Origin of the sequence: Rahnella sp. ChDrAdgB13 (genome assembly GCF_017655185.1) — a bacterium.
GTDB lineage: Bacteria > Pseudomonadota > Gammaproteobacteria > Enterobacterales > Enterobacteriaceae > Rahnella > Rahnella contaminans.
The window spans coordinates 18,598-39,510 of the sequence record NZ_JAEMGT010000026.1 but is presented as its reverse complement, the minus strand read 5'-3'; the positions used below and the strand labels follow the sequence as shown (position 1 = coordinate 39,510).

Annotated in this window: 22 protein-coding genes and 1 pseudogene; 17 read left to right on the top strand and 6 right to left on the bottom strand. The window is 54.1% G+C overall.

What is annotated here, in order from left to right; all coding sequences use genetic code 11:
* Window positions 1-85 precede the first annotated feature (85 nt).
* From J8X26_RS09065 to J8X26_RS09035, 7 genes are all read left to right on the top strand, one after another.
* Window positions 86-1,648 (top strand): ABC transporter substrate-binding protein, encoded by a 1,563-nt coding sequence (locus J8X26_RS09065; protein WP_208950716.1) that lies wholly within the window; start codon window positions 86-88, stop codon window positions 1,646-1,648.
* Window positions 1,649-1,746: 98 nt separating this feature from the next.
* Entirely contained in the window at window positions 1,747-2,631 is an 885-nt protein-coding gene (locus J8X26_RS09060; RefSeq protein WP_152326722.1) for a dihydrodipicolinate synthase family protein, read from the top strand.
* Window positions 2,628-3,578 carry a nucleoside hydrolase gene (locus J8X26_RS09055; protein ID WP_208950715.1) on the top strand — a complete coding sequence of 317 codons (951 nt, stop codon included), beginning with the start codon at window positions 2,628-2,630 and terminating at the stop codon, window positions 3,576-3,578. Before J8X26_RS09060 ends, J8X26_RS09055 begins: the two co-directional genes overlap by 4 nt.
* A gap of 4 nt (window positions 3,579-3,582) precedes the next feature.
* Entirely contained in the window at window positions 3,583-4,533 is a 951-nt protein-coding gene (locus J8X26_RS09050; protein WP_208950714.1) for a nucleoside hydrolase, read from the top strand.
* Window positions 4,530-5,504 carry an ABC transporter permease gene (locus J8X26_RS09045; RefSeq protein ID WP_152326725.1) on the top strand — a complete coding sequence of 325 codons (975 nt, stop codon included), beginning with the start codon at window positions 4,530-4,532 and terminating at the stop codon, window positions 5,502-5,504. Before J8X26_RS09050 ends, J8X26_RS09045 begins: the two co-directional genes overlap by 4 nt.
* Entirely contained in the window at window positions 5,504-6,421 is a 918-nt protein-coding gene (locus tag J8X26_RS09040; protein WP_208950713.1) for an ABC transporter permease, read from the top strand. The genes J8X26_RS09045 and J8X26_RS09040 overlap by 1 nt, the downstream gene beginning before the upstream one ends.
* Before the next feature lie 2 nt (window positions 6,422-6,423).
* A complete protein-coding gene (locus J8X26_RS09035; RefSeq protein ID WP_208950712.1) occupies window positions 6,424-8,223 on the top strand; it encodes an ABC transporter ATP-binding protein in 1,800 nt (599 codons plus the stop codon).
* 45 nt (window positions 8,224-8,268) lie between these two features.
* On the opposite strand, the gene J8X26_RS09030 is transcribed toward J8X26_RS09035, so the two are convergent.
* From J8X26_RS09030 to tssD, 3 genes are read right to left on the bottom strand one after another with little or no spacing between them, the layout of a single operon-like run.
* Entirely contained in the window at window positions 8,269-8,607 is a 339-nt protein-coding gene (locus J8X26_RS09030; RefSeq protein WP_165059868.1) for a DUF1493 family protein, read from the bottom strand.
* Window positions 8,601-9,041 carry an STM2901 family protein gene (locus tag J8X26_RS09025; protein WP_165059866.1) on the bottom strand — a complete coding sequence of 147 codons (441 nt, stop codon included), beginning with the start codon at window positions 9,039-9,041 and terminating at the stop codon, window positions 8,601-8,603. The genes J8X26_RS09030 and J8X26_RS09025 overlap by 7 nt, the downstream gene beginning before the upstream one ends.
* Window positions 9,042-9,047: 6 nt before the next feature.
* Complete coding sequence (tssD, locus tag J8X26_RS09020) at window positions 9,048-9,533, bottom strand: type VI secretion system tube protein TssD (protein ID WP_208950711.1); 486 nt, start codon at window positions 9,531-9,533, stop codon at window positions 9,048-9,050.
* 433 nt (window positions 9,534-9,966) lie between these two features.
* Between tssD and J8X26_RS09015 the strand changes: the two genes are divergently transcribed.
* The 3 genes from J8X26_RS09015 to metQ all read left to right on the top strand — a co-directional run bounded on the left by J8X26_RS09015 (window position 9,967) and on the right by metQ (window position 12,698).
* A complete protein-coding gene (locus J8X26_RS09015) occupies window positions 9,967-11,178 on the top strand; it encodes an MFS transporter (RefSeq protein WP_208950710.1) in 1,212 nt (403 codons plus the stop codon).
* A 206-nt stretch (window positions 11,179-11,384) separates the two neighbouring features.
* Window positions 11,385-11,594 carry a hypothetical protein gene (locus J8X26_RS09010; RefSeq protein WP_152326732.1) on the top strand — a complete coding sequence of 70 codons (210 nt, stop codon included), beginning with the start codon at window positions 11,385-11,387 and terminating at the stop codon, window positions 11,592-11,594.
* Between the two features lie 291 nt (window positions 11,595-11,885).
* Complete coding sequence (metQ, locus tag J8X26_RS09005) at window positions 11,886-12,698, top strand: methionine ABC transporter substrate-binding lipoprotein MetQ (RefSeq protein WP_152326733.1); 813 nt, start codon at window positions 11,886-11,888, stop codon at window positions 12,696-12,698.
* A gap of 86 nt (window positions 12,699-12,784) precedes the next feature.
* On the opposite strand, the gene J8X26_RS09000 is transcribed toward metQ, so the two are convergent.
* The gene (locus J8X26_RS09000; protein WP_152326734.1) at window positions 12,785-12,964 is read right to left on the bottom strand and encodes a DUF2158 domain-containing protein; all 180 of its coding nucleotides are present in this window, start codon (window positions 12,962-12,964) and stop codon (window positions 12,785-12,787) included.
* A gap of 145 nt (window positions 12,965-13,109) precedes the next feature.
* Between J8X26_RS09000 and J8X26_RS08995 the strand changes: the two genes are divergently transcribed.
* On the top strand, window positions 13,110-13,541 hold the full coding sequence (locus J8X26_RS08995) for an OsmC family protein (protein WP_152326735.1): 432 nt from the start codon (window positions 13,110-13,112) through the stop codon (window positions 13,539-13,541).
* A gap of 58 nt (window positions 13,542-13,599) precedes the next feature.
* Here J8X26_RS08995 and J8X26_RS08990 read toward each other — a convergent pair whose 3' ends face one another.
* Window positions 13,600-13,896 carry a type II toxin-antitoxin system RelE/ParE family toxin gene (locus tag J8X26_RS08990; protein WP_244370446.1) on the bottom strand — a complete coding sequence of 99 codons (297 nt, stop codon included), beginning with the start codon at window positions 13,894-13,896 and terminating at the stop codon, window positions 13,600-13,602.
* 88 nt (window positions 13,897-13,984) lie between these two features.
* Window positions 13,985-14,217, bottom strand: a pseudogene (locus J8X26_RS27630) (type II toxin-antitoxin system Phd/YefM family antitoxin).
* Window positions 14,218-14,422: 205 nt separating this feature from the next.
* Between J8X26_RS27630 and J8X26_RS08985 the strand changes: the two are divergent.
* From J8X26_RS08985 to J8X26_RS08960, 6 genes are all read left to right on the top strand, one after another.
* Entirely contained in the window at window positions 14,423-15,331 is a 909-nt protein-coding gene (locus J8X26_RS08985) for a LysR substrate-binding domain-containing protein (RefSeq protein WP_152326736.1), read from the top strand.
* 147 nt (window positions 15,332-15,478) lie between these two features.
* Window positions 15,479-16,942, top strand: coding sequence for a gamma-aminobutyraldehyde dehydrogenase (locus tag J8X26_RS08980; protein WP_208950709.1), 1,464 nt, complete (start codon window positions 15,479-15,481; stop codon window positions 16,940-16,942).
* 34 nt (window positions 16,943-16,976) lie between these two features.
* Window positions 16,977-18,116 carry a putative ABC transporter substrate-binding protein YdcS gene (gene ydcS, locus J8X26_RS08975; RefSeq protein WP_152326738.1) on the top strand — a complete coding sequence of 380 codons (1,140 nt, stop codon included), beginning with the start codon at window positions 16,977-16,979 and terminating at the stop codon, window positions 18,114-18,116.
* Window positions 18,117-18,142: 26 nt separating this feature from the next.
* The gene (locus tag J8X26_RS08970; protein WP_152326739.1) at window positions 18,143-19,165 is read left to right on the top strand and encodes an ABC transporter ATP-binding protein; all 1,023 of its coding nucleotides are present in this window, start codon (window positions 18,143-18,145) and stop codon (window positions 19,163-19,165) included.
* A gap of 15 nt (window positions 19,166-19,180) precedes the next feature.
* Window positions 19,181-20,113: an ABC transporter permease gene (locus J8X26_RS08965; protein WP_193333166.1), complete on the top strand. Its 933-nt coding sequence runs from the start codon at window positions 19,181-19,183 to the stop codon at window positions 20,111-20,113.
* The gene (locus tag J8X26_RS08960; RefSeq protein WP_208950708.1) at window positions 20,103-20,909 is read left to right on the top strand and encodes an ABC transporter permease; all 807 of its coding nucleotides are present in this window, start codon (window positions 20,103-20,105) and stop codon (window positions 20,907-20,909) included. The genes J8X26_RS08965 and J8X26_RS08960 overlap by 11 nt, the downstream gene beginning before the upstream one ends.
* The last annotated feature ends 4 nt before the right edge of the window (window positions 20,910-20,913 follow it).

The window sequence follows — 20,913 nt, the reverse complement described above, 5'->3', positions numbered from 1 at the left end:
TCAATCCAGAAGTCCACCCCCTAGACTCCAATTTACGATCTGTCACACATTGCCTGAAAATCTAAAAAAATTAAGGGTTAAATGCATGAGAAAGTCCGTTCTGGCCGCAGTGTTTTCCTCGGCGCTGGCCACCATTTCAGGGTTTCAAACCTTTGCGGCACAAGCTGCTGACCTGAATATTGGTCTTGCTGCGTCAACGACTTCGATGGATCCTCAGTTTTACGTGGGTGGTGCCAACAGCGCGATGGCCCGCAACATCTTCGACGGCCTGGTGAATCAGGACGAAAAACAACACATTTCGCCTGCACTTGCCGTCTCGTGGAAAGTTATCAACGACACCACCTGGGAATTCGCATTGCGTCCCGGCGTTAAATTCCACGACGGCAGTGACTTCTCCGCCAAAGACGTGATCGCCAGCATCAAACGCGTGGCACTGGCGTCTAAAAACAGCCCAAGCGCCTACACGCCTTACGTCAACGACATTGCTGACGTCACCGAAGTGAACCCGTTAACGGTGAGAATTGTCACCAAAACGCCTACACCTTTATTGCTTAACAACCTGAGTCGCGTGGCAATTTTACCGGCACGTCTGGAAACGGTGCCGTCGCAAACCCTGAACGAAGGGAAAGACGTTATTGGTACCGGGCCTTTCAAATTTGTCAGCTGGACGCCGGACGACAACGTGGTGCTGGCGCGCAATGACCAGTACTGGGGCGGAAAATCGCAGTGGGACAAAGTCACGTTGCGCGTCTTCAAAAACCCGAGCGCACGCGTGGCCGCGATGCGTTCCGGTGACGTGGATTTAATTGAAAGCGTGCCGACGGCGGACGGGCGGGATCTGGCGAAACAAACCAGCCTGCATCTGGAATCTGTCGCCGGTAACCGCATTTTGTATTTACACCCGGATCAGGATCGCGATGTGTCGCCGTTTGCCAAAGGGCCGGACGGTAGCAATCCGCTGAAAAAACGGGAAGTGCGTGAGGCGATGTCGCTGGCGATTAATCGTCAGGCAATCGTTGACCGCATTATGGACGGGCAGGGCGTTCCGGCGTCACAGCTGGTGCCGAAAGGGTATTTCGGTTACACGCCGTCGATTGCCGCACCGGTTTATGATCCGGCAAAAGCCAAACAGCTGCTCGCGCAGGCCGGATATCCGGACGGGTTTACCCTGACGTTCCACGCGTCAAACGATCGTTACCCGAACGATTCTAAAATTGCGCAGGCGCTGGGTCAGATGTTCAGCCGCGTTGGCATTAAAACCGACGTCGTGACCATGCCGGGCAGCGTGTATTTTTCGCGTGCATCCAAACGCGATTTCAGTCTGATTATGGGCGGTGCGGCGATCGAAACCGGTGAGGCGTCCGGTGTACTCGGGCCGTTGCTCGAAACTTTCGGGCCGAACGGCGGGCAGGGTAACCGCGGGCGTTACTCGAATCCTGAATTTGATCAAACGCTGGCCAAAGCGCGGGAAACCCTCGACGACGGCCAGCGCGAAAAGCTGTTGCAACAGGCCACAGAGATTGCGATGAAGGACGAAGGCACCATTCCGCTGCTGTTCCTCTCGTATACCTGGGCGATGAAAACCCCTTACAGCTACACCGGCCGATCTGATGGCTACACATTGCCGTACTTTGTCCATCAAAAGTAAGTGTTCAGCGGCATAAGAACACGGACAACGTGCATACCGAACCAAGGCGGGAATAGAGCACCAACACCAGGGTTGTTCTAAGAAAAGAGAGAGAAGCTATGACTTCTTTTAGCGGTGTGTATCCCTATCTGGTTTCGCCGGTTACCCCCGACGGCCAGATAGACAAACCGGTGCTCACGGCACTGGTCGGGCATCTGATTGATAGCGGCGTGCACGGTCTGACGCCGTTGGGCAGTACAGGTGAGTTTGCTTATCTCAGCGCAGAGCAGCGCACTGAGATAGTCAAAACCGTCGTCGAAGCCGCTCGGGGCCGCGTTCCGGTAATCGCCGGAGTCGCAGCCACCACCATCCAGGACGCCGTCGCGCAAACCGCTCGCTACGCCGCTCTGGGTGCCGACGGTATTCTGGCGATCCTGGAGGCGTATTTCCCGGTGCCCGAACAGGGCGTGGAAGATTACTTCCGCGCCATCGCGCTGGCCGCCGGAAAACTGCCCGTCGTGCTCTACACCAATCCGCAATTCCAGCGTTCCGATCTCAGCCTGCCGGTGATTGAGCGTCTGAGTCATGTTGAAAATATTAACTATATTAAAGATGCGTCGACCAACACCGGGCGGCTGCTGTCGATCATTGAACGCACGCAAGGGCGGATGCAGGTCTTTGCCGCGTCGGCGCATATTCCGGTGTGTGTGATGATGATTGGTGGCGTGGGCTGGATGGCCGGACCGGCCTGTATTGTCCCGAAACAGAGCCTCGCGCTTTATGAAGCCGCACGCCAGGGCGACTGGAAAAAAGCCATGGAACTGCAACGGCCGCTGTGGCGCATCAACGAAATCTTCGCCAAATATTCGATTGCCGGATGCATCAAAGCCGCACTGCAATTGCAGGGATTTGAAGTCGGTGATCCGCTCCCGCCGCAAATTCCGCTCAATGACTCTGCGCGTCAGGAAATTGCAGAAGTCCTGCGTTCGGTCGGTGCCTTATGAAAACTCTGCCAGTGATTATTGACTGCGATCCGGGCATCGATGATGCCATTGCGCTGCTCAGTGCTTTTGTTGCACCGCAGCTGGACATTCTCGGCATCTGCACGGTGTGCGGTAATCAGCCGCTGATGAATACCACCCGCAACGCGCTGCAAATTACCGAACTGGGTTACCGCGTGGACATTCCGGTATTTGCCGGATGCCATCAGCCGATCTTGCGCGCGCCCATCCACGGCCACTTCCACGGTGAAAACGGTCTGGGGAATACCGCGTTTCCGGCACCCAAAAAGCAGCCTGAAACTCAGCACGCAGTTAACTTCCTTATCGACAGCTGCGAGCAGGCGATTGCGGATAATCAGCCGCTGACGCTTTGCGTACTCGGGCCGCTGACCAACCTTGCCACTGCGCTGCGCATCAAACCGCACATCGCCGCCGGTATTTCCCGCGTGGTGCTGATGGGCGGCGCGTACCGCGAAGCCGGTAACCGCACCATGACTTCCGAATTCAACATGCTGGCCGATCCGCACGCCGCGCATATCGTTTTTTCCAGCCCGCTTAACATCACGGTTTTACCGCTCGACGCGACGCATCAGGTTATTCTGACGCCGGAACATGTGGCGAAGTTTGTGAAAGTTTCCGGCCGTATTTCTGCGCAACTCGGTGAGCTGATGGCGTTTTGGGATCGCAACGACGTGCGTCGTTACGGTTCCCGCGGCGGGCCGTTGCACGATCCGCTGGTGATCGCGTATGTCCTTGCGCCGGAGCTGTTCGGCACGGAAAAAGCACGGGTCTTTATCGAACATAACAGTGAGTTATGTCTGGGGCAGACCGTCGCCGACTGGTACGGAAAATCGGGCGAAACCCCGAACGTCGATATTGTGACACGCGTGGATGCGAACAAAGTCTTCGCGCTGTTTTACGAACTGCTCTCACGCTATGCCGGGAAATAATCCTATGACGCAGCGCATCATTATTGATACCGATCCGGGCGTGGATGACGCCATTGCGCTGTGGCTGGCGCTGGCTTCGCCGGAACTGGACGTGCTCGGCGTGACGGTGGTCGCCGGAAATGTGGCGCTGAAAGACGCCGTACAGAATGCCTGCAAAATTGTCGCGCTCTCGGGAAAAACTGCGACGCCGGTGTTTGCCGGTGCGCCCGGTCCGCTGGTGCGTGAACAGGTTTACGGCAAATATGCACATATCGGCGCGTTCAGAAATGAGCTGGTGCCGGATTGCGAACTGCAACCACAGGCGGAACACGCCGTCGATTTTCTGGTGCGCACGCTGAGAAAAGCTGCCGGAGACAACGACCCGGTGACGCTGTGCGTCATTGGCCCGATGACCAATATTGCGCTGGCGCTCGGGATGCACCCGGACGTGGCGCGCGGCATTAAACAAATCGTCACCATGAGCTGCGCGTTTACCGCGCTCGGGCACCGCGTGCCCTGGGCTGAATTTAACGTGTACGCCGATCCGCACGCGGCGGAAAAAGTGTTTAACAGCGGCGTTCCGCTGGTGATCATGCCGCTGGATATGACGTTTCAGGCGCTGATTGGCACCGATGATATTGACGCCCTGAAACAGGATGGCGGCCTTCCGGGGCAGGCTATTGCGGCGCTGCTGGGCGCGTTTGATCGCAGCGATTTACGCCGTTTTGGCCGGGACGGCGGGCCGGTTCATGACGCCACCGCGATCGCCTGGCTGCTACAGCCGGGGCTGTTCGATGGTTTACCTGCCCGCGTGGGCGTTGAGATCTCCGGCAAAACTGCCGGTTATACCTATGCTGATTTCTGGCAAAAACTGGCGACATCGCCCAATGCGCACGTCATGCAGACCGTCGATGAATACGGATTCTTCAGCCTGCTGCGCCGCGTGATTTCCCGCTATGGTACTGCCCCAAAATGAGCCGATATCTGCTCGGCCGGTTCGGACAAACGTTACTGACGCTGTTTGTGATGTCGCTGCTGGTGTTTGGCGGCGTTTATCTGGTGGGAAATCCGGTGGATCTGCTGCTCAGCACCACCGCAACGCCCGCCGAACGGCTCAGCGTGATCCAGTCTTTCGGCCTCGATAAACCGGTGTGGGAACAGTACGGCCTGTTTCTGGTGAACGCGCTGCACGGCGACATGGGCAACTCCTTTATCTACAACCAGCCCGCGCTGCACCTGATTTTTCAGCGGATGCCCGCCACGCTCGAACTGGCGCTGGTGGCGTTTGTGCTGGCGCTGGTGATTGGGATCCCGCTCGGCGTTTATGCCGGTTTGCGCCCGGACGGCTGGCTTTCCAAATCCATCATGACCGTCTCGATTTTAGGTTTCAGCCTGCCCACATTCTGGATCGGGCTGATGATGATTATGTTTTTCAGCGTCAAACTGGGCGTTCTGCCCGCGTCGGGGCGTGGTGCAACGGTGGACGTTTTTGGCGTACCCGTCAGCCTGTTTACCGCTGACGGCCTCGCTCATCTGGTCCTGCCTGCGTTCAATCTCGCATTGTTCAAGATCTCGCTGATTATCCGCCTGACCCGCGCCGGTGTGCTCGAATGCCTGCAACAGGATTTCATCCGTTTTGCCCGCGCCAAAGGGCTTTCTGAAAGCCGCATCGTGCTGGTTCACGTTCTGAAAAACACGCTGATCCCGCTCATTACCGTCATCGGTCTGGAGCTGGGATCACTGATTGCGTTTGCCGTCGTTACTGAAACCATTTACGCCTGGCCGGGAATGGGCAAACTGATTATTGACTCGATTGCGGTGCTCGACCGGCCGGTGATTCTGGCATATCTGATGATCACAGTAGTGATGTTCAGCCTGATCAACCTGCTGGTGGATGTGTTGTACGTGCTGGTCGATCCGCGTGTGCGGCTGGGAGGCGAAAGCTGATGACATCTGATTCAGTACATACGCGAAACGTCGTGCAGGGCAAAGCGCATTCGGCGTTTTATCACACTGCGCGCGCGCTGCTGCGCAATAAATTCTCCCTTTGCGGCCTGATTATTTTAGGGATCGCCATTTTGCTGGCGGTGCTCGCGCCGTGGATTTCGCCGCAAAATCCGTACGATTTATCGCAACTCGACATTATGGATGGTCGCCTCAAACCGGGCACGGCCAGCATGAGCGGCATGATCTACTGGTTGGGCATGGACGATCAGGGGCGCGATTTACTGAGCGCCATTCTTTATGGCATGCGAACCAGCCTGCTGGTCGGCGTTTCAAGTGCGCTGATCGCCCTGACTATTGGCACAGCGCTGGGGCTGACCAGTGCGTATGCCGGCGGCAAAACCGATGCGCTGGTCATGCGCGTTGTCGATATCCAGCTGAGTTTCCCGCCGATATTAATCGCGCTGATTTTGCTGGCGGTGCTCGGGCAGGGCGTCGATAAAATTATTCTGGCGCTGATCGTCACGCAGTGGGCGTACTACGCGCGCACGGTGCGCGGTTCGGCGCTGCTTGAACGCCGCAAAAGTTACGTGGACGCCGCACGCAGCATGGCGCTGTCGAACCCTCGCATTCTGTTTCGCCACATTTTGCCCAACTGTCTGCCGCCGCTGATTGTGGTCGCGACCATGCGCATTGCCTACGCGATCATGCTTGAGGCCACGCTCTCATTTCTCGGCATCGGCCTGCCGGTGACCGAACCATCGCTGGGCTTACTCATCGCCAACGGCTTTGATTACCTGATGTCCGGCGACTACTGGATCAGCGTCTTCCCCGGCGTGACGTTGCTGGTGCTGATTGTCGCTATCAACTTAGTCGGTGATGCGCTGCGCGATATCCTTAACCCCCGGAATAAGGATTGAAGATGCACAATCCGGTTTTACAGGTCGAAAGCCTTAATACCGCTTTCAGCTCAGACGGCGAATGGCTGAACGTAGTGCGGGATCTTTCCTTCTCGATTGGCCCGAAAGAAACGCTGGCGCTGGTGGGCGAATCCGGCTCCGGGAAAAGCGTGACGGCGATGTCGGTCATGCGTTTGCTGGATGAAAAACAGGCCCGCTATTCGGGAAAAATCCAGTTCGGCGGGCAGGATTTGCTCAGCCTGAACGCGCGCCAGATGCAGAGTATTCGCGGAAATCGCATCGGAATGATTTTTCAGGAACCGATGACCAGCCTGAATCCGGTGCTGAAAATCGGTGTCCAGATTACCGAAGTGCTCAAACGCCATCGCGGCATGGATGACGCCACCGCGCGCGCCGAAGCTGTCCGGTTGCTGGAAAAAGTGCGTATTCCGGCGGCCACCTCCCGGCTCAATGAATATCCGCTGAGCTTTTCCGGCGGCATGCGCCAGCGGGTGGTGATTGCCATCGCGCTGGCCTGTAATCCGCGTTTATTAATTGCAGACGAACCGACCACGGCGCTGGATGTCACTATTCAGGCGCAAATTCTGGCGCTGATAAAATCGCTTCAGGAAGAAGAGGGGATGTCGGTGTTGTTCATCACGCACGACATGGGCGTGGTGGCGGAAGTCGCTGACCGCACGCTGGTGATGCATCGCGGCGAAGCGGTGGAACAAGCCTCAACGCGCGAAATTTTTCATCTGCCGCAACACGCTTATACCCGCGCGCTGCTTTCTGCGGTGCCACGGCTCGGCGCGATGGAAGGTACGACGCTGCTCACCCGTTTTCCGCTGACGGACACGCGCACCGGAGCACCGCTGCCGGTCGCCGAACCGGTCAACACGATACGCGACGGGCCGCCAGTGCTCGACGTAAAAAACCTGATCACGCGTTTTGATGTGAAATCCGGCCTGCTGCGGCGCGTGACGGCGCGCGTCCATGCGGTTGAAGATCTCTCGTTCAGCCTGCAACCGGGCGAAACGCTCTCGCTGGTCGGGGAATCGGGCTGTGGAAAATCGACCACCGGCCGCACGATTTTGCGCCTCACCGAAGCCACCTCCGGCGACGTGCTGATCACCGGTCAGGATATCCGCCGGGCAGATCCGGCGCATCTGACGGAAATCCGCACGCAGGCGCAGATGATTTTTCAGGATCCGTATGAAAGCCTGAATCCGCGTATGCGAATCGGCCAGGCGATTGCTGAACCAATGATGAGCCTCGGCCTGCACAATGCAGAAGGGGCAAAACGCCGCGTCGCTCAGCTGCTCGAACAGGTCGGGCTGCAAAGCAATATGGCGTCCCGATTTCCGCATCAGTTTTCAGGCGGCCAGCGTCAGCGGATCTGCATCGCGCGCGCACTGGCGCTGGAACCTAAAATGATTATCGCCGATGAAGCCGTCTCGGCGCTGGACGTCTCCGTAAAAGCGCAGGTGATCAATCTGATGCTCGATCTCCAGCAGGAACTCGGGCTGGCGTATCTGTTTATCTCGCATGATATGGCCGTCGTGGAACGCATCAGCCACCGCGTGGCGGTAATGTATCTGGGGGAAATCGTGGAAATCGGTTCGCGCGCAGACATCTTCGAAAACCCGCAGCACGCCTATACCCGCAAACTGCTGGCCGCCGTGCCGGTGCCCGACCCGGATGTCCGCCGTAAACGAGCCATCGCGCCGGAAGAACTCTCCAGCCTGCTGCGCAGCGCCAGTTATCTGCCGCCCGCCCGGCATTACCGCGAAGTCAGCGCGGGGCATTTTGTGCAGGTTTGAATGAAATATCCGATCAGATAAGAAGAGAGAATTAAAATTAATTTTTTAGCCATACAGCCACTTTCCCGCACGCGCTGATTCAGCCAACATTTTGAGCGTTAATGGTAGTGGCTCCTCGTAATCATCTCCGCAGGTGCATAACGCAAAAATTGACAGGCCAGACGCCTCAATTGGCCAGTACTTCAAGAAATCAAACCCCTGAGGTTCAACCTGGAATTTCTCGAAATATTCTTTCATGATGTCGTCCCCGGTTTCACACGCCCAGACATAACGGCCGGTAGAAAGGCTGGTATCAATAGTGACCGGCCTGCGTTTTTTAGAGAAATAACCCGGTTTGTTATAACGCTCATTGTACCAATTTATGATTTCCTCATTACTTACCATAGGCGATCTTTCTCATTGGCAATGGTGTTAAAACGGTTAGTGGTTTTGCAGGCAATTGTAGCAACATCATCCGCGAGTATTACCCAACCAACAAAAGGGATCCATCGGCCAACAAATGCCCCGAGATTTGTTACGTAGGAGAATTTTAACCGCCGGATACTCCCGTTAGTTAGAGTAGGCCATTGCTTAACCTCTATATTAAGCCATTGCCTCAGATGATAACTTAATATCGAGGTTCCAGGTGTTGCGCCAAGAGGTTTGGCACGTGTCGCTTTCATGGGCTGGCCGAGAACAATCAGAGCAAGGTTTGCAAAATCGGTAATCCCTACCTGTTTGCCGGTTTCATCCAGAAAAACCCAAAAGAACAGTTCCCCTGGTGATAAATTAGATAACCCGTTGAAGTAGTAGCCACTGGTTTGTTCGGTAGTATCCATATTTTGTTACCCGGTTATGCGCTCATTCCATGCATCACTGTACTGGATGTTTCCATCCAAATATTTCCATGTGATTTTCTGATAGCGCAGTTGAATGGCTTCCTTATGGCCAACATTTATCACCGTTTTTGTGTCATGCATCATCGGGACGACAGAGACGATCTTCACGCCTTCCATGAACATGTTGAAATATTCAACTTCATGACCCGCGTCATTGATCCAGTACCATTTCAATTCTGCTGAGTTCAAGGTCTGGCCGGTGGCCACAGCTTTGTATAGATAAGGTGAGGAGGAATCAAAATCCTTCTCAACCTGCATTGCTCCATGTACCCGCGTACTTGTGAGTTTTCCCGTGCCACTATCAGTGGGAATACTGAGGGAATGATTGAACGATGTGATTTCGATTGAGTGCTCGCGACCTCTGGCATCGACTGACCCCTTAATCAGTGCTCCGCCATCGTCTTTGAGCCATAAGTAAGCTGGAATTGCCATATTTAACTCCCTGTTATTTGTGTGACAACACCGTATGCTTCCCCGCGCCTGTTAACAATTAGTGATTGATTATTCATGTTATTTTCAGAAGAGTAGTACATGAAATCGATAACTTATCCCCGAAGAAACCAGTCACTTTTACTCAGCACATTTCTGCGGATGCCTGCCGGGATCCGCTCGCTACGCAACTTAGTTACAACATACATTATATGTGGAGAGATTTTCTGTCCGCGTTATCTGTATGTGCCCTGCAAACCGGCGGCATAAGATCCCTCTGTAAGCCGCATCGCAGGCGGGCTCTGGCTTAGTCCAAATGGTCATTAGAAATACCCTAACGGTCGTTATAAATAGTCTTGACCTGGTGACGGCGATCACGTTTTATTACAATCAAAATACATGTCCGTAATAATTCACTTCGCTAAGGATAACAATAATGACTGAGTGCTCATCGCTGGACACCCGGCCAGAGACGTCTGCTTTTCGCCGCTGGCTGGCGGTCTTTTCACTGGCCTGCGGTACCTTTGTTCTGGTTAACACTGAATTTCTGCCTATCGGCCTGCTGTCGCCGATTGCGCAATCTCTGGGCGTGACGGAAGGCCACGCCGGGCTGGCGGTGATGTTGCCGGGGCTGGTTGCGGCAATTTCTGCGCCGCTGATTATGCTTTTCGCCAAAAAAATGGATCGCCGGAATCTGCTTTTACTGCTCTCTGCGTCAGTGATTCTGGCAAACGGCATCGCGGTAATGGCGGAATCGTTCAACGTTTTACTGATTGGACGCATCATTCTCGGCATCGGTGTCGGCGGTTTCTGGTCGTTTGCTATTCCGTCCGGGCGCAGGCTGGTGGCGGAAGAGCAGGGCGCACGCGCCATTTCGCTGATCACCGCCGGTGTGGCCGTCGGAACCGTGGCGGGCGTTCCGGCAGGGGCGTTTATCGGCGATCTGTTTGGCTGGCCGATGGCGTTTACCCTCAACTCGGCGCTGGCGCTGGTTTTCTTCGTGCTGCAATGGCTGGCGCTGCCTTCTTTACCCGCGCAGCAGTCCATCGGCCTGCGCGCAATGCTCGGCGTGACGAAAGTGGCGGGGATCCGTTATGCGTTGATCATCGGCGTCTTTATGGCGGGCGGCCATTTCGCGGCTTACACCTATCTCGAACCCTGGCTGCGCTTTAACCTGAAACTGCCTGCCAGCGATATTTCCTTATTGCTGATGGGCTACGGGGTTGCAGGGCTGATTGGCACGCTGACGACGGAAATCACCGTGCGTGAATTTGGCGTGAAGAAAGCCTTCATGCTGAACATGTTGCTGCTGAGCCTTTCGGTGCTGGCGTTGTCACTGTTAAACCTGCTGTTGCCGCTGGCCAGCGCGCTGGTGATCCTCTGGGGGTTGGCGTTTGGTGCGCTGCCGGTGTGTCTGAATATCTGGACTTATCAGGCATCGCCCGCTCTGTTTGAAACCGGTTCGGCGTTACTGGTTTGCGTATTTCAGACCTCGCTGGCGCTGGGCGCGTTGTTTGGTGGGATCCTCGCGGACAACGCCGGTGTCAGCAGTGCGTTTCTTCTCGGCGGCGCGCTCACGCTGCTGGCGGGCATCACCATTTTCCTGTCACACCCGCAGCCCGTTGCACTGCGTTCCGCCAAAGAATGATCGTTTGCGATCAGGAAATCTTTCCACGTAAGCGATCCTGACCTCTCAGAAGCCTGCCTCCGGCGGGCTTTATTTGATTTAAGGCAATTTCAGTTCAATTATTGTTCGCACGAATTCCACCGCCCTGCTATTTTTTTAATGGGATTTAACCGGAGGGAGTGCGTTATATGAGAGTGTTGAGGAGTGAAAGGGACTATATATCGTGGATGTTTGAAGACTACTTCCGGTTTTCAGATGCCCCGATCTCCCCTTTAATGAGCGATGAAGAAATCCAGCAGGCTCTTGTTGAATTGCATCCTGATTCTTTCCCCTGCATTGGCTATTTAACATCTTCATCAAGTGGTTGTATTTACGAAGTAAATTATATTTCTCCTGATACGGTTTCTGCGTGGGCAACGGAATTGAATGTAAGATAATATTATTTTACTTGTAATGAGATACCCCAGAAAAAACATGGTCTTAAGAATAATCCTAGACCATGTTTTGTTTTTATTGAAACAGGTTGTATAAAGGTAAAACAACAAATTCACAACATTCTGGTTATCGTTTTATTGAATTAACGTATAAATGCCCGCCCGAAAATCCCCTTTTTGCATTAGGTTATTTCTTTTTCGTATTTGCTCATGTGAAAACGTTTTGAAACACTGTGTCTGTAAAGCTACGGCTTCAATTTGAACACTTCTTTATTCACGGAAAGAGTAAACCCCATGCGTACCGCAATAAAAATTACACTCCTGGCGTTATCGCTGGTTGGCGCTCTGGCGCTGACCGCTTGTGACCAAAAATCTAAAGAGAACCACATTAAAGTAGGCATCAGTGCAGGTATCGATCAGCAAATGTGGGAAACCATTAAGAAAACGGCCAAAGATAAATACAATCTGGACGTAGAAGTGGTGACCTTCAACGATTTCGTGCTGCCTAACTCTGCACTGAGCAGCGGCGATATTGACGTCAATTCCTTCCAGCACCGCCCGTATCTCGACAAACAAGTGAAAGAACGTGGCTATAAACTGGTGGAAGTGGGTAAAACCTTTGTTTATCCGATTGCTGCGTATTCACGTAAAATCAAATCCATCGATCAGCTGAGCGACGGCGCGCAGGTTGCCGTGCCGAACGACCCGACTAACCTTGGCCGCTCGCTGTTGCTGCTGCAAAAACAAGGGCTGATCAAACTGAAAGACGGCGTGGGTTTGTTGCCAACGTCGCTGGATATCATTGAGAACCCGAAACATCTCAAGATTGTTGAGATTGAAGCTCCGCAGCTGACCCGCGCAATTGACGATGACAAAATCGAACTGGCGGTGATCAATACCACGTATTCCGGTCAGGTTGGACTGACGCCGGGCAAAAACGGTCTGTTCGTGGAAGACAAAGATTCGCCTTACGTGAACATTATTGTGGCGCGGGAAGATAACAAAGACAGTCAGGCTGTAAAAGAACTGGTTGAGGCTTATCAGACTGATGCAACAGTTAAAGCGGCGGACGCCATCTATCACGGTGACGCGGTAAAAGGCTGGTAAGTATACAGTCACGGATAAGTAATCATTGAATCCTGAGATTTTGCAATCTCAGGATTTTTTGTATCTGCAAAATCAAAAAAAGGTTTTCAGCAGACGCCGAAATCACCATCTAAGTGATACAGATTTACGGAATCAGCGCTCACTTCGATCTCTTTTTTTGAAAAATCATCCGTGCGCGCGCACCATAACGTTTCGCCTTCCACGCGCAGCACAATCATTTGCGGTCCGCCGGTTTTTGACTGAACCAGATCCTGAGGTTTAAACATGTTTTCCTCTCTATTTTTTTGTGAGGGTGAATGAATGCCGTACTTTGCGAAAAACCGCGTTAAAGACGCATAACCAGGCGATCCTCGCGAATTACAGCGTTAAAGCTATACTTATAGCCAATGTAATACAAAACGGAGGAAAAACATGACCATTCATAAGAAAGGTTCGGCACACTGGGAAGGCGATATTAAACACGGTAAAGGTTACATCTCGTCTGAAAGTGGGGCCCTGAAGGATCAGCCGTACGGATTTAACACCCGCTTTGAAGGCAAAGTCGGTACCAATCCCGAAGAACTGATTGGTGCTGCGCATTCCGCGTGCTTCTCGATGGCGTTATCGCTGATGCTCGGCGAAGCAGGGCACACGCCAGAAAGCATCGATACCGTTGCGGACGTGTCACTGGATAAAGTGGACGGCGGATTTGCCATCACTAAGATTGCGCTCGACAGCAAAATCAAGCTGCCGGGTATCGATAAAGACAAATTTGACGAAATCATCAAAAAAGCCAAAGCCGGCTGCCCGGTTTCTCAGGTGCTGAACGCGGAAATCACGCTGACTTATCAGCTGGAAAATTGATGAAAGACTGAAGTTTTGAATCTGAAAGCCACGCGAAGTTTGCGTGGCTTTTCTGTTGTTAACCCATGATCAACTTTTTGAACAACAGTTCCTGAACATTTTGCCGCTGAGAAAGAAGCACGTACACGGAGATAACGTTTGCTGGTTCATCATAGGTATAAATGATGCGGTAGGCATTCAATGTATTACCTTCGCGATATTTGATGATACCCAGCGCGGCAAGATCGGGTGCAACCGGGCAGGATAAAGGAAAAATTTTCACTTTTGCTTCAAACTCATCCAACACTGCGTTGATGTTTTCTAGCGCATCGGTTCCCTGTGAAGTCTGGAACGACGCAATTTCATCAATAGACAACTCTACTGGTTACAGGTACTCAATCGTAATTTTACTTTTCGTTGCAGACATAAATTGATCCCAATAATCAGCAGATCAGATGAGAGATTCATCTGGCAAGATCTGCTAACAACTGTTCTCTCGTGAATGTCCGGCCTTCTGCTTTATCATTTTCTGCCAGCGTAAGCAGCTTGAGTAAAGCAAGGGTTTCATCCCTTTTTTGTCTGTCTTCAAAGGATTCAATCACGTAAGCCGGTTCACCATTCTGAGTGACCAGTATCGGTTGTGATAAATCAAGTAAGCAGCATGCTTCTTTACGGAGCTGATAGTCTGTATTTGCATGTTTAATTTCTCCGCCAATTTTTACGGTCTGGATATGGTTCTTTTAAAGACTGCTTGCAAAGTAAGTTTCCCATTCTCCCGCACGTCTCGCAAAACCCCGCTCCCCGGTTTGACAAAAATCCGCCGCCTGCCATTACTTGATCATTCCCTTAAACCGAATGCTGAGCGACTGCATTCGATCATATGTAGAGGTCCTGATCGCGCTATGTTGACGTTACGCCAGATCCGCCATTTTATTGCCGTTGCTGAAACCGGATCGATATCGGCCGCTGCACAGGCCTCTTTTGTTTCGCAGTCCTCGCTGACACAGGCGATTCAACAACTTGAGACGGAAACAGAGGCGCGTCTGTTTGACCGCCATGCCAAAGGGATGACGCTGACGCATCAGGGGCACCAGTTTTTGCGCCAGTCGTATCTGATCCTCGCAACCGTCGATAACGCCAAACGCAGCCTGCAGCTGGGAACCGAAAGCGTGACCGGGCAAATCACACTGGGCGTCACCAGCCTGGTGGCCGGCTATTTTCTGGTGGATTTACTCAAGCAGTTCAACGCCTATTACCCGAATGTCGAGGTGAAAGTCGTCGAGGATGAGCGCCAGTACATCGAGCATCTGCTGGTCAGCGGCGAGATCGACATTGGTGTGCTGATCCTCTCAAATCTTGAAGACCGCGATGCGCTTCAGACCGAAGTTCTGACCCACTCCTCTTATCGCTTATGGCTGCCGCCGCTGCATCCGCTGCTGGAGCGCGAAAGCATTTCGCTGGCCGATATCGCTGACGAACCACTGATCCAGCTCAATGTGGATGAAATGGAAAAGCACGCGCAGCGGCTGTGGGCACGGGCGGGACTAAAACCGAATATCGCAATGAAAACCGCCTCGACCGAAGCCGTGCGCAGCCTGGTCGCAGCGGGGCTTGGCGTGTCCGTTCAGCCGGACATGGCATACCGCGCATGGTCGCTGGAAGGCAATATGATCGAAGCCAGTAAACTGGAGGATTCCATCGAACCGCTGGATATCGGGCTGGCCTGGCGGCGCGGCAGTGCGCGGCCGGAACTGGTGACGCCGTTTCTCACCATTGCGCGCGAAAACAGCGCCAAGCGCCGCCCTGCTTAACGGAGCCTTCGTTTTTTCCGAACGCAGCCTTCAGTAATTGCTATTTGTTGCCCTCAGAGAAATTACCTAATGTGAATAGACGAATTGTTACTAAAAAATAACATTTTTGTTAATTCACGATGACTGACTTCTCTGAGGGCCAGTACGATGTCAGATGCAGAATTTGTTGCCAGTTTCTCTGATAAACACGCGATCAACGGTGACCTTCTGCATGGCGAGGGCGCAACACAGAGTATTTATAATCCCGCCACTGGCGAAGTGATTGCAGAAGTGGCGGAAACGTCACTGGCGCAGGTGGATATGGCTGTTAACGCCGCCAGTCAGGCATTTATCCGCTGGTCACGTACCACGCCCGCCGAACGTGCCACGATCCTGTTGCGTATTGCCGATGCTATTGAAAAGCAGGCGCCTCAGCTGGCGCGTCTCGAAGCCCTGAACTGCGGTAAACCGCTGCATCAGGCGCTCAATGACGATCTGCCCGCCGCCGTGGATGTTTTCCGTTTTTTTGCCGGTGCCATCCGGTGTCAGCAGGGGCAGCTTTCCGGTGAATATCTGCCCGGCCACACGTCAATGGTTCGTCGCGATCCGCTGGGCGTTGTAGCCTCAATTGCGCCGTGGAATTACCCGCTGATGATGTCGGCGTGGAAAATTGCCCCTGCGCTGGCCGCGGGAAATACCGTTGTTTTTAAACCTTCTGAACATACGCCGCTGACCATTCTTGCGCTGCTGCCGGCTTTACAGGAAATCCTGCCGCCTGGCGTGCTGAACGTGATCACTGGCAGCGGCGAGGGCGTCGGTAATGCGCTGGTCAGCCATCCGCATGTTCGCCTGATTTCCCTGACCGGCGATATCGTCACCGGCCAGCGCATCCTTCAGGCCGCGGTCAAAACCGTGAAACGCACGCATCTGGAACTGGGCGGTAAAGCGCCGGTGATTGTGTGTAATGACGCCGATATTGACGATGTGGTGGAGGCGGTCAGCAGGTGGGGATATTACAACGCGGGGCAGGATTGTACGTCCGCCTGCCGCGTCTATGCGCAGGCCGGAATTTATGAACGTCTGGTAGAAAAACTGGGCGAGGCAGTCTCGCAGTTATCTTTCGCGCGCAAAAACGACAGCGAAAACTTTATGGGGCCGCTCATCAGCAGCCGCCAGCGGGATCGCGTGTCGAGTTTTGTAGAGCGGGCACTGAGCCAGCCGCACATCGAGCGTATTACCGGCGCGGCGTCGCATCCCGGCCCCGGTTTTTATTACCAGCCGACGTTGCTGGCAGGCTGTCTGCAAAGTGATGAAATCGTACAGCGCGAAGTGTTCGGGCCGGTCGTGAGCGTCACGCGGTTCGACACTATTGCGCAGGTCGTCAGCTGGGCAAACGAATCAGAATACGGACTGGCATCGTCGGTCTGGACACAAAATATCGACCTTGCAATGCAAATCTCTTCCCACCTGCAGTACGGCACTACCTGGATTAATACCCACTTTTCTTTAGTCAGCGAAATGCCCCATGGCGGATTAAAACGCTCCGGGTACGGCAACGATCTTTCCAGTTATTCATTACAGGATTACAGCGTAGTCAGACACATCATGGCGAAGTTCAAACCACAATTCTAAAAACATATCAATGACGACAGGACAGGAGTAACCGATGAAAAAGCTATCTGCTATTTGTTTGGGCCTGCTGAGTTTTTTAAATACCGCTCTGGCCGCGGAAACACCGGCAAGTATTGGTAAAGGCGAAGGTCAGTTAAATATTGTGGCCTGGCCGGGGTATATCGAGCGCGGTGAAAGCGACAAAAATTACGACTGGGTGACCCGGTTTGAAAAGCAAACCAGCTGCAAGGTGAACGTGAAAACCGCGGCAACGTCCGATGAAATGGTCAGCCTGATGGCGAAAGGCGGCTATGACCTGGTGACGGCGTCCGGCGATGCGTCGTTACGCCTGATTTACGGTAAACGCGTACAGCCGATTAATCCGGCGCTTATCCCGAACTGGAAGAGTATCGACCCGCGTCTGACGAAGGGTGCATGGTTTAACGTTGGCGGGAAAGTGTACGGTACGCCGTATCAGTGGGGGCCAAACCTGCTGATGTATAACACGAAAACCTTCCCGACGCCGCCGGACAGCTGGGCGGTCATTTTCGTTCCGCAAAATCTGCCTGACGGCAAACCCAATCAGGGACGCGTGCAGGCCTATGACGGCCCGATCGCCATCGCGGATGCCGCGCTGTATCTGAAAAGTACTCAGCCGGATCTGAAAATCGACGATCCGTATCAGCTCAACGAAACCCAGTATCAGGCCGTGCTGAAACTGCTGCGCGCCCAGCATCCGCTGATCCACCGTTACTGGCACGATGCGTCTGTGCAGATGAGCGATTTCAAAAACGAAGGTGTTGTTGCCAGTTCTTCATGGCCGTATCAGGCCAACTCCCTGAAAGGTGAGAAGCAGCCGATTGCCACGGTGTTCCCGAAAGAAGGTGTCACCGGCTGGGCGGATACCACCATGTTAGCCGCTGATTCCGAACATCCGAACTGCGCGTATCAATGGATGAACTGGTCGCTGGAGCCGAAAGTGCAGGGCGACGTCGCCGCCTGGTTTGGTTCCGTACCTGCGGTGCCCGCCGGATGTAAAGCCAGCCCGTTGTTAGGCGCAGAAGGCTGTCAGACCAACGGCTTCGACAAATTCGCCTCAATTTCATTCTGGAAAACGCCGCAGTCGGAGAACGGTAAGTACGTCTCCTATTCACGCTGGACTCAGGATTATATTTCGATCATGGGTGGTCGTTAATAACTGTCAATTTACAGGAGCTGACTATGGCCGCCGTACAATTTATCAATGTTTCCCGAATATTCGGGGAAACCAAAGCCGTCGATAATGTGTCGATTGATATTCAGGACGGCGAGTTCTTTTCTATGCTCGGGCCTTCGGGCTCGGGGAAAACCACTTGCCTGCGGCTGATCGCAGGTTTTGAAACGCTGACATCAGGATCCATCCGCATTCACGGGCAGGAAGCGTCGCAGCTTGCGCCGTATGAGCGTGACGTGAACACCGTTTTCCAGGATTACGCGCTGTTTCCGCACATGACGGTGCTCGAGAATGTTGCTTATGGCCTCATGGTCAAAGGCGTGGGGAAAAAGGAGCGAACGCACAAGGCGATGGAAGCGCTGGAACGCGTGGCGCTCGGTTTTACCGCTGCCCGGAAACCGGCATTTTTGTCCGGCGGTCAGCGTCAGCGCGTGGCGCTGGCTCGGGCACTGGTGAATCAGCCGAGCGTACTGTTGCTCGATGAACCGCTTGGCGCGCTGGATCTCAAACTGCGTGAGCAGATGCAGGGTGAGTTGAAAAAGCTACAGCGTGAGCTGGGCATCACCTTTATTTTTGTTACCCACGATCAGAGCGAAGCGCTGTCGATGTCGGACCGTGTCGCGGTGTTTAACAATGGCCGCATCGAACAGGTCGATACGCCGCGCGAGCTGTATCTCAACCCGCGCACCGCATTTGTCGCGCAGTTTGTCGGCACCGCAAACGTGCTGACTTCCGAACTTTCCCTGAAGCTCACCGGCCTTCCCGGCAGCCGTTCCATCCGCCCTGAACATATCCGCCTGACGCCGCAACCGGCGGCCGGAACGGATTCGGTTCAGGTCAGCGCCATCCTCAAAGATATTCATTTCCAGGGCGCCGCAACGCGCTACGAACTGGCGCTCGAAGGCGGTGAAAAGCTGTTTGTCAGTGAGGCAAATAACCTTCCGGTCAGCGCGAAAAACACCTTCCATCAGGGGCAACCGGTGGTGGCCTGTTGGGACAAAGATGCCATGGTGGCGCTGGTTGAGGGTTAAACGATGGATATCAGCATGACTCCTTACGAGAAGCGATCGCGGCGTGGCCGGGCGCTGGTGACATTCCTGCATCGTCGCCCCGGATTTTATCTGGCGCTGCTGCTGGTGCCGCCGCTGCTGTGGTTCGGTGCGGTGTATTTAGGTTCGCTGTTTGCGTTGTTGTGGCAGGGTTTTTATACCTTCGACGACTTCACCATGACGGTGTCCAACACGCTGACGCTGGCTAACTTGAAGGCGCTGTTTGATCCGGTGAATGCCGACATTATTCTCCGCACCGTGACGATGGCGCTGCTGGTGTCATTTTTCAGCGCGGTGCTGGCGTTTCCGATTGCGTATTACATGGCGCGCTACATCACTGGCAAGAAAAAGGCGTTCTTTTATATCGCCATTATGATGCCGATGTGGGCGAGCTATATCGTCAAAGCGTATGCATGGACGCTGCTGCTTTCCAAAGGCGGCGTGCTGCAATGGTTCCTGGAGCATCTCGGGCTGGAACCGCTGCTGACGGCGGTGCTGAGCCTGCCGGGAATTGGCGGTAACACGTTATCGACGTCCGGGATGGGGCGCTTCTGGGTCTTCGTCTACATCTGGCTGCCGTTTATGATTTTGCCGATTCAGGCCGCGCTGGAACGCCTGCCGCCGTCGCTGATCCAGGCATCGGAAGATTTAGGCGCTAAGCCGTGGCAAACCTTGCGCTACGTGATTTTTCCGCTGGCCGTGCCGGGCATTGCCGCCGGGTCGATTTTCACTTTCTCGCTGACGCTGGGCGATTACATCATCCCGCAACTGGTGGGGCCGCCGGGGTATTACATCGGCAATATGGTGTATTCACAACAAGGTTCGATCGGCAACATGCCGATGGCCGCCGCGTTTACGCTGGTGCCTATCGTGCTGATCGCGCTTTATCTGTCGATGGTTAAACGACTGGGAGCTTTCGATGCACTCTAAACGCGCACCCTGGTTACTGAAACTTTCCGCGTGGGGCGGGCTGGTTTTCCTGCATTTCCCGCTGCTGATCATCGCGATTTACGCCTTTAACACCGAAGACGCGGCGTTCAGTTTTCCGCCGAAAGGCTTCACGTTGCACTGGTTCGCTGTGGCGGCAGGGCGTCACGACATTCTCGACGCCGTCTGGCTCTCGGTGCAAATCGCCTGTTACGCCACGGTGATTGCGATGGTGCTCGGCACGCTGGCAGCGGCGGCGCTGTACCGGCGCGATTTCTACGGCAAAAACAGCATCACATTATTGTTCATGTTGCCGATCGCGCTGCCGGGGATCATCACCGGGCTGGCGCTGCTCAACGCCTTTCACGCCGCGCAGATCGAACCGGGCATGCTGACCATTGTTATCGGTCACGCCACGTTCTGCATGGTGATTGTTTATAACAACGTCATCGCGCGGTTCCGGCGGATCACCCACAGCCTGATTGAAGCGTCTATGGATCTCGGGGCCGACGGCTGGCAGACCTTCCGCTACATCATTTTGCCCAACCTCAGCACGGTGCTGCTGGCGGGCGGAATGCTCGCGTTCGCACTGTCTTTCGATGAAATCATTGTGACGACATTCACCGCCGGTCACGAACGGACATTGCCTATCTGGCTTCTCAACCAGCTGGGCAGACCACGCGAAGTGCCGGTGACGAACGTCGTCGCACTGAGCCTGATGGTACTGACCATGTTCCCGATTTTAGGGGCGTGGTATCTGACAAGAAACGGGTCTGATGTGGCCGGTGACGGCAAATAATAAG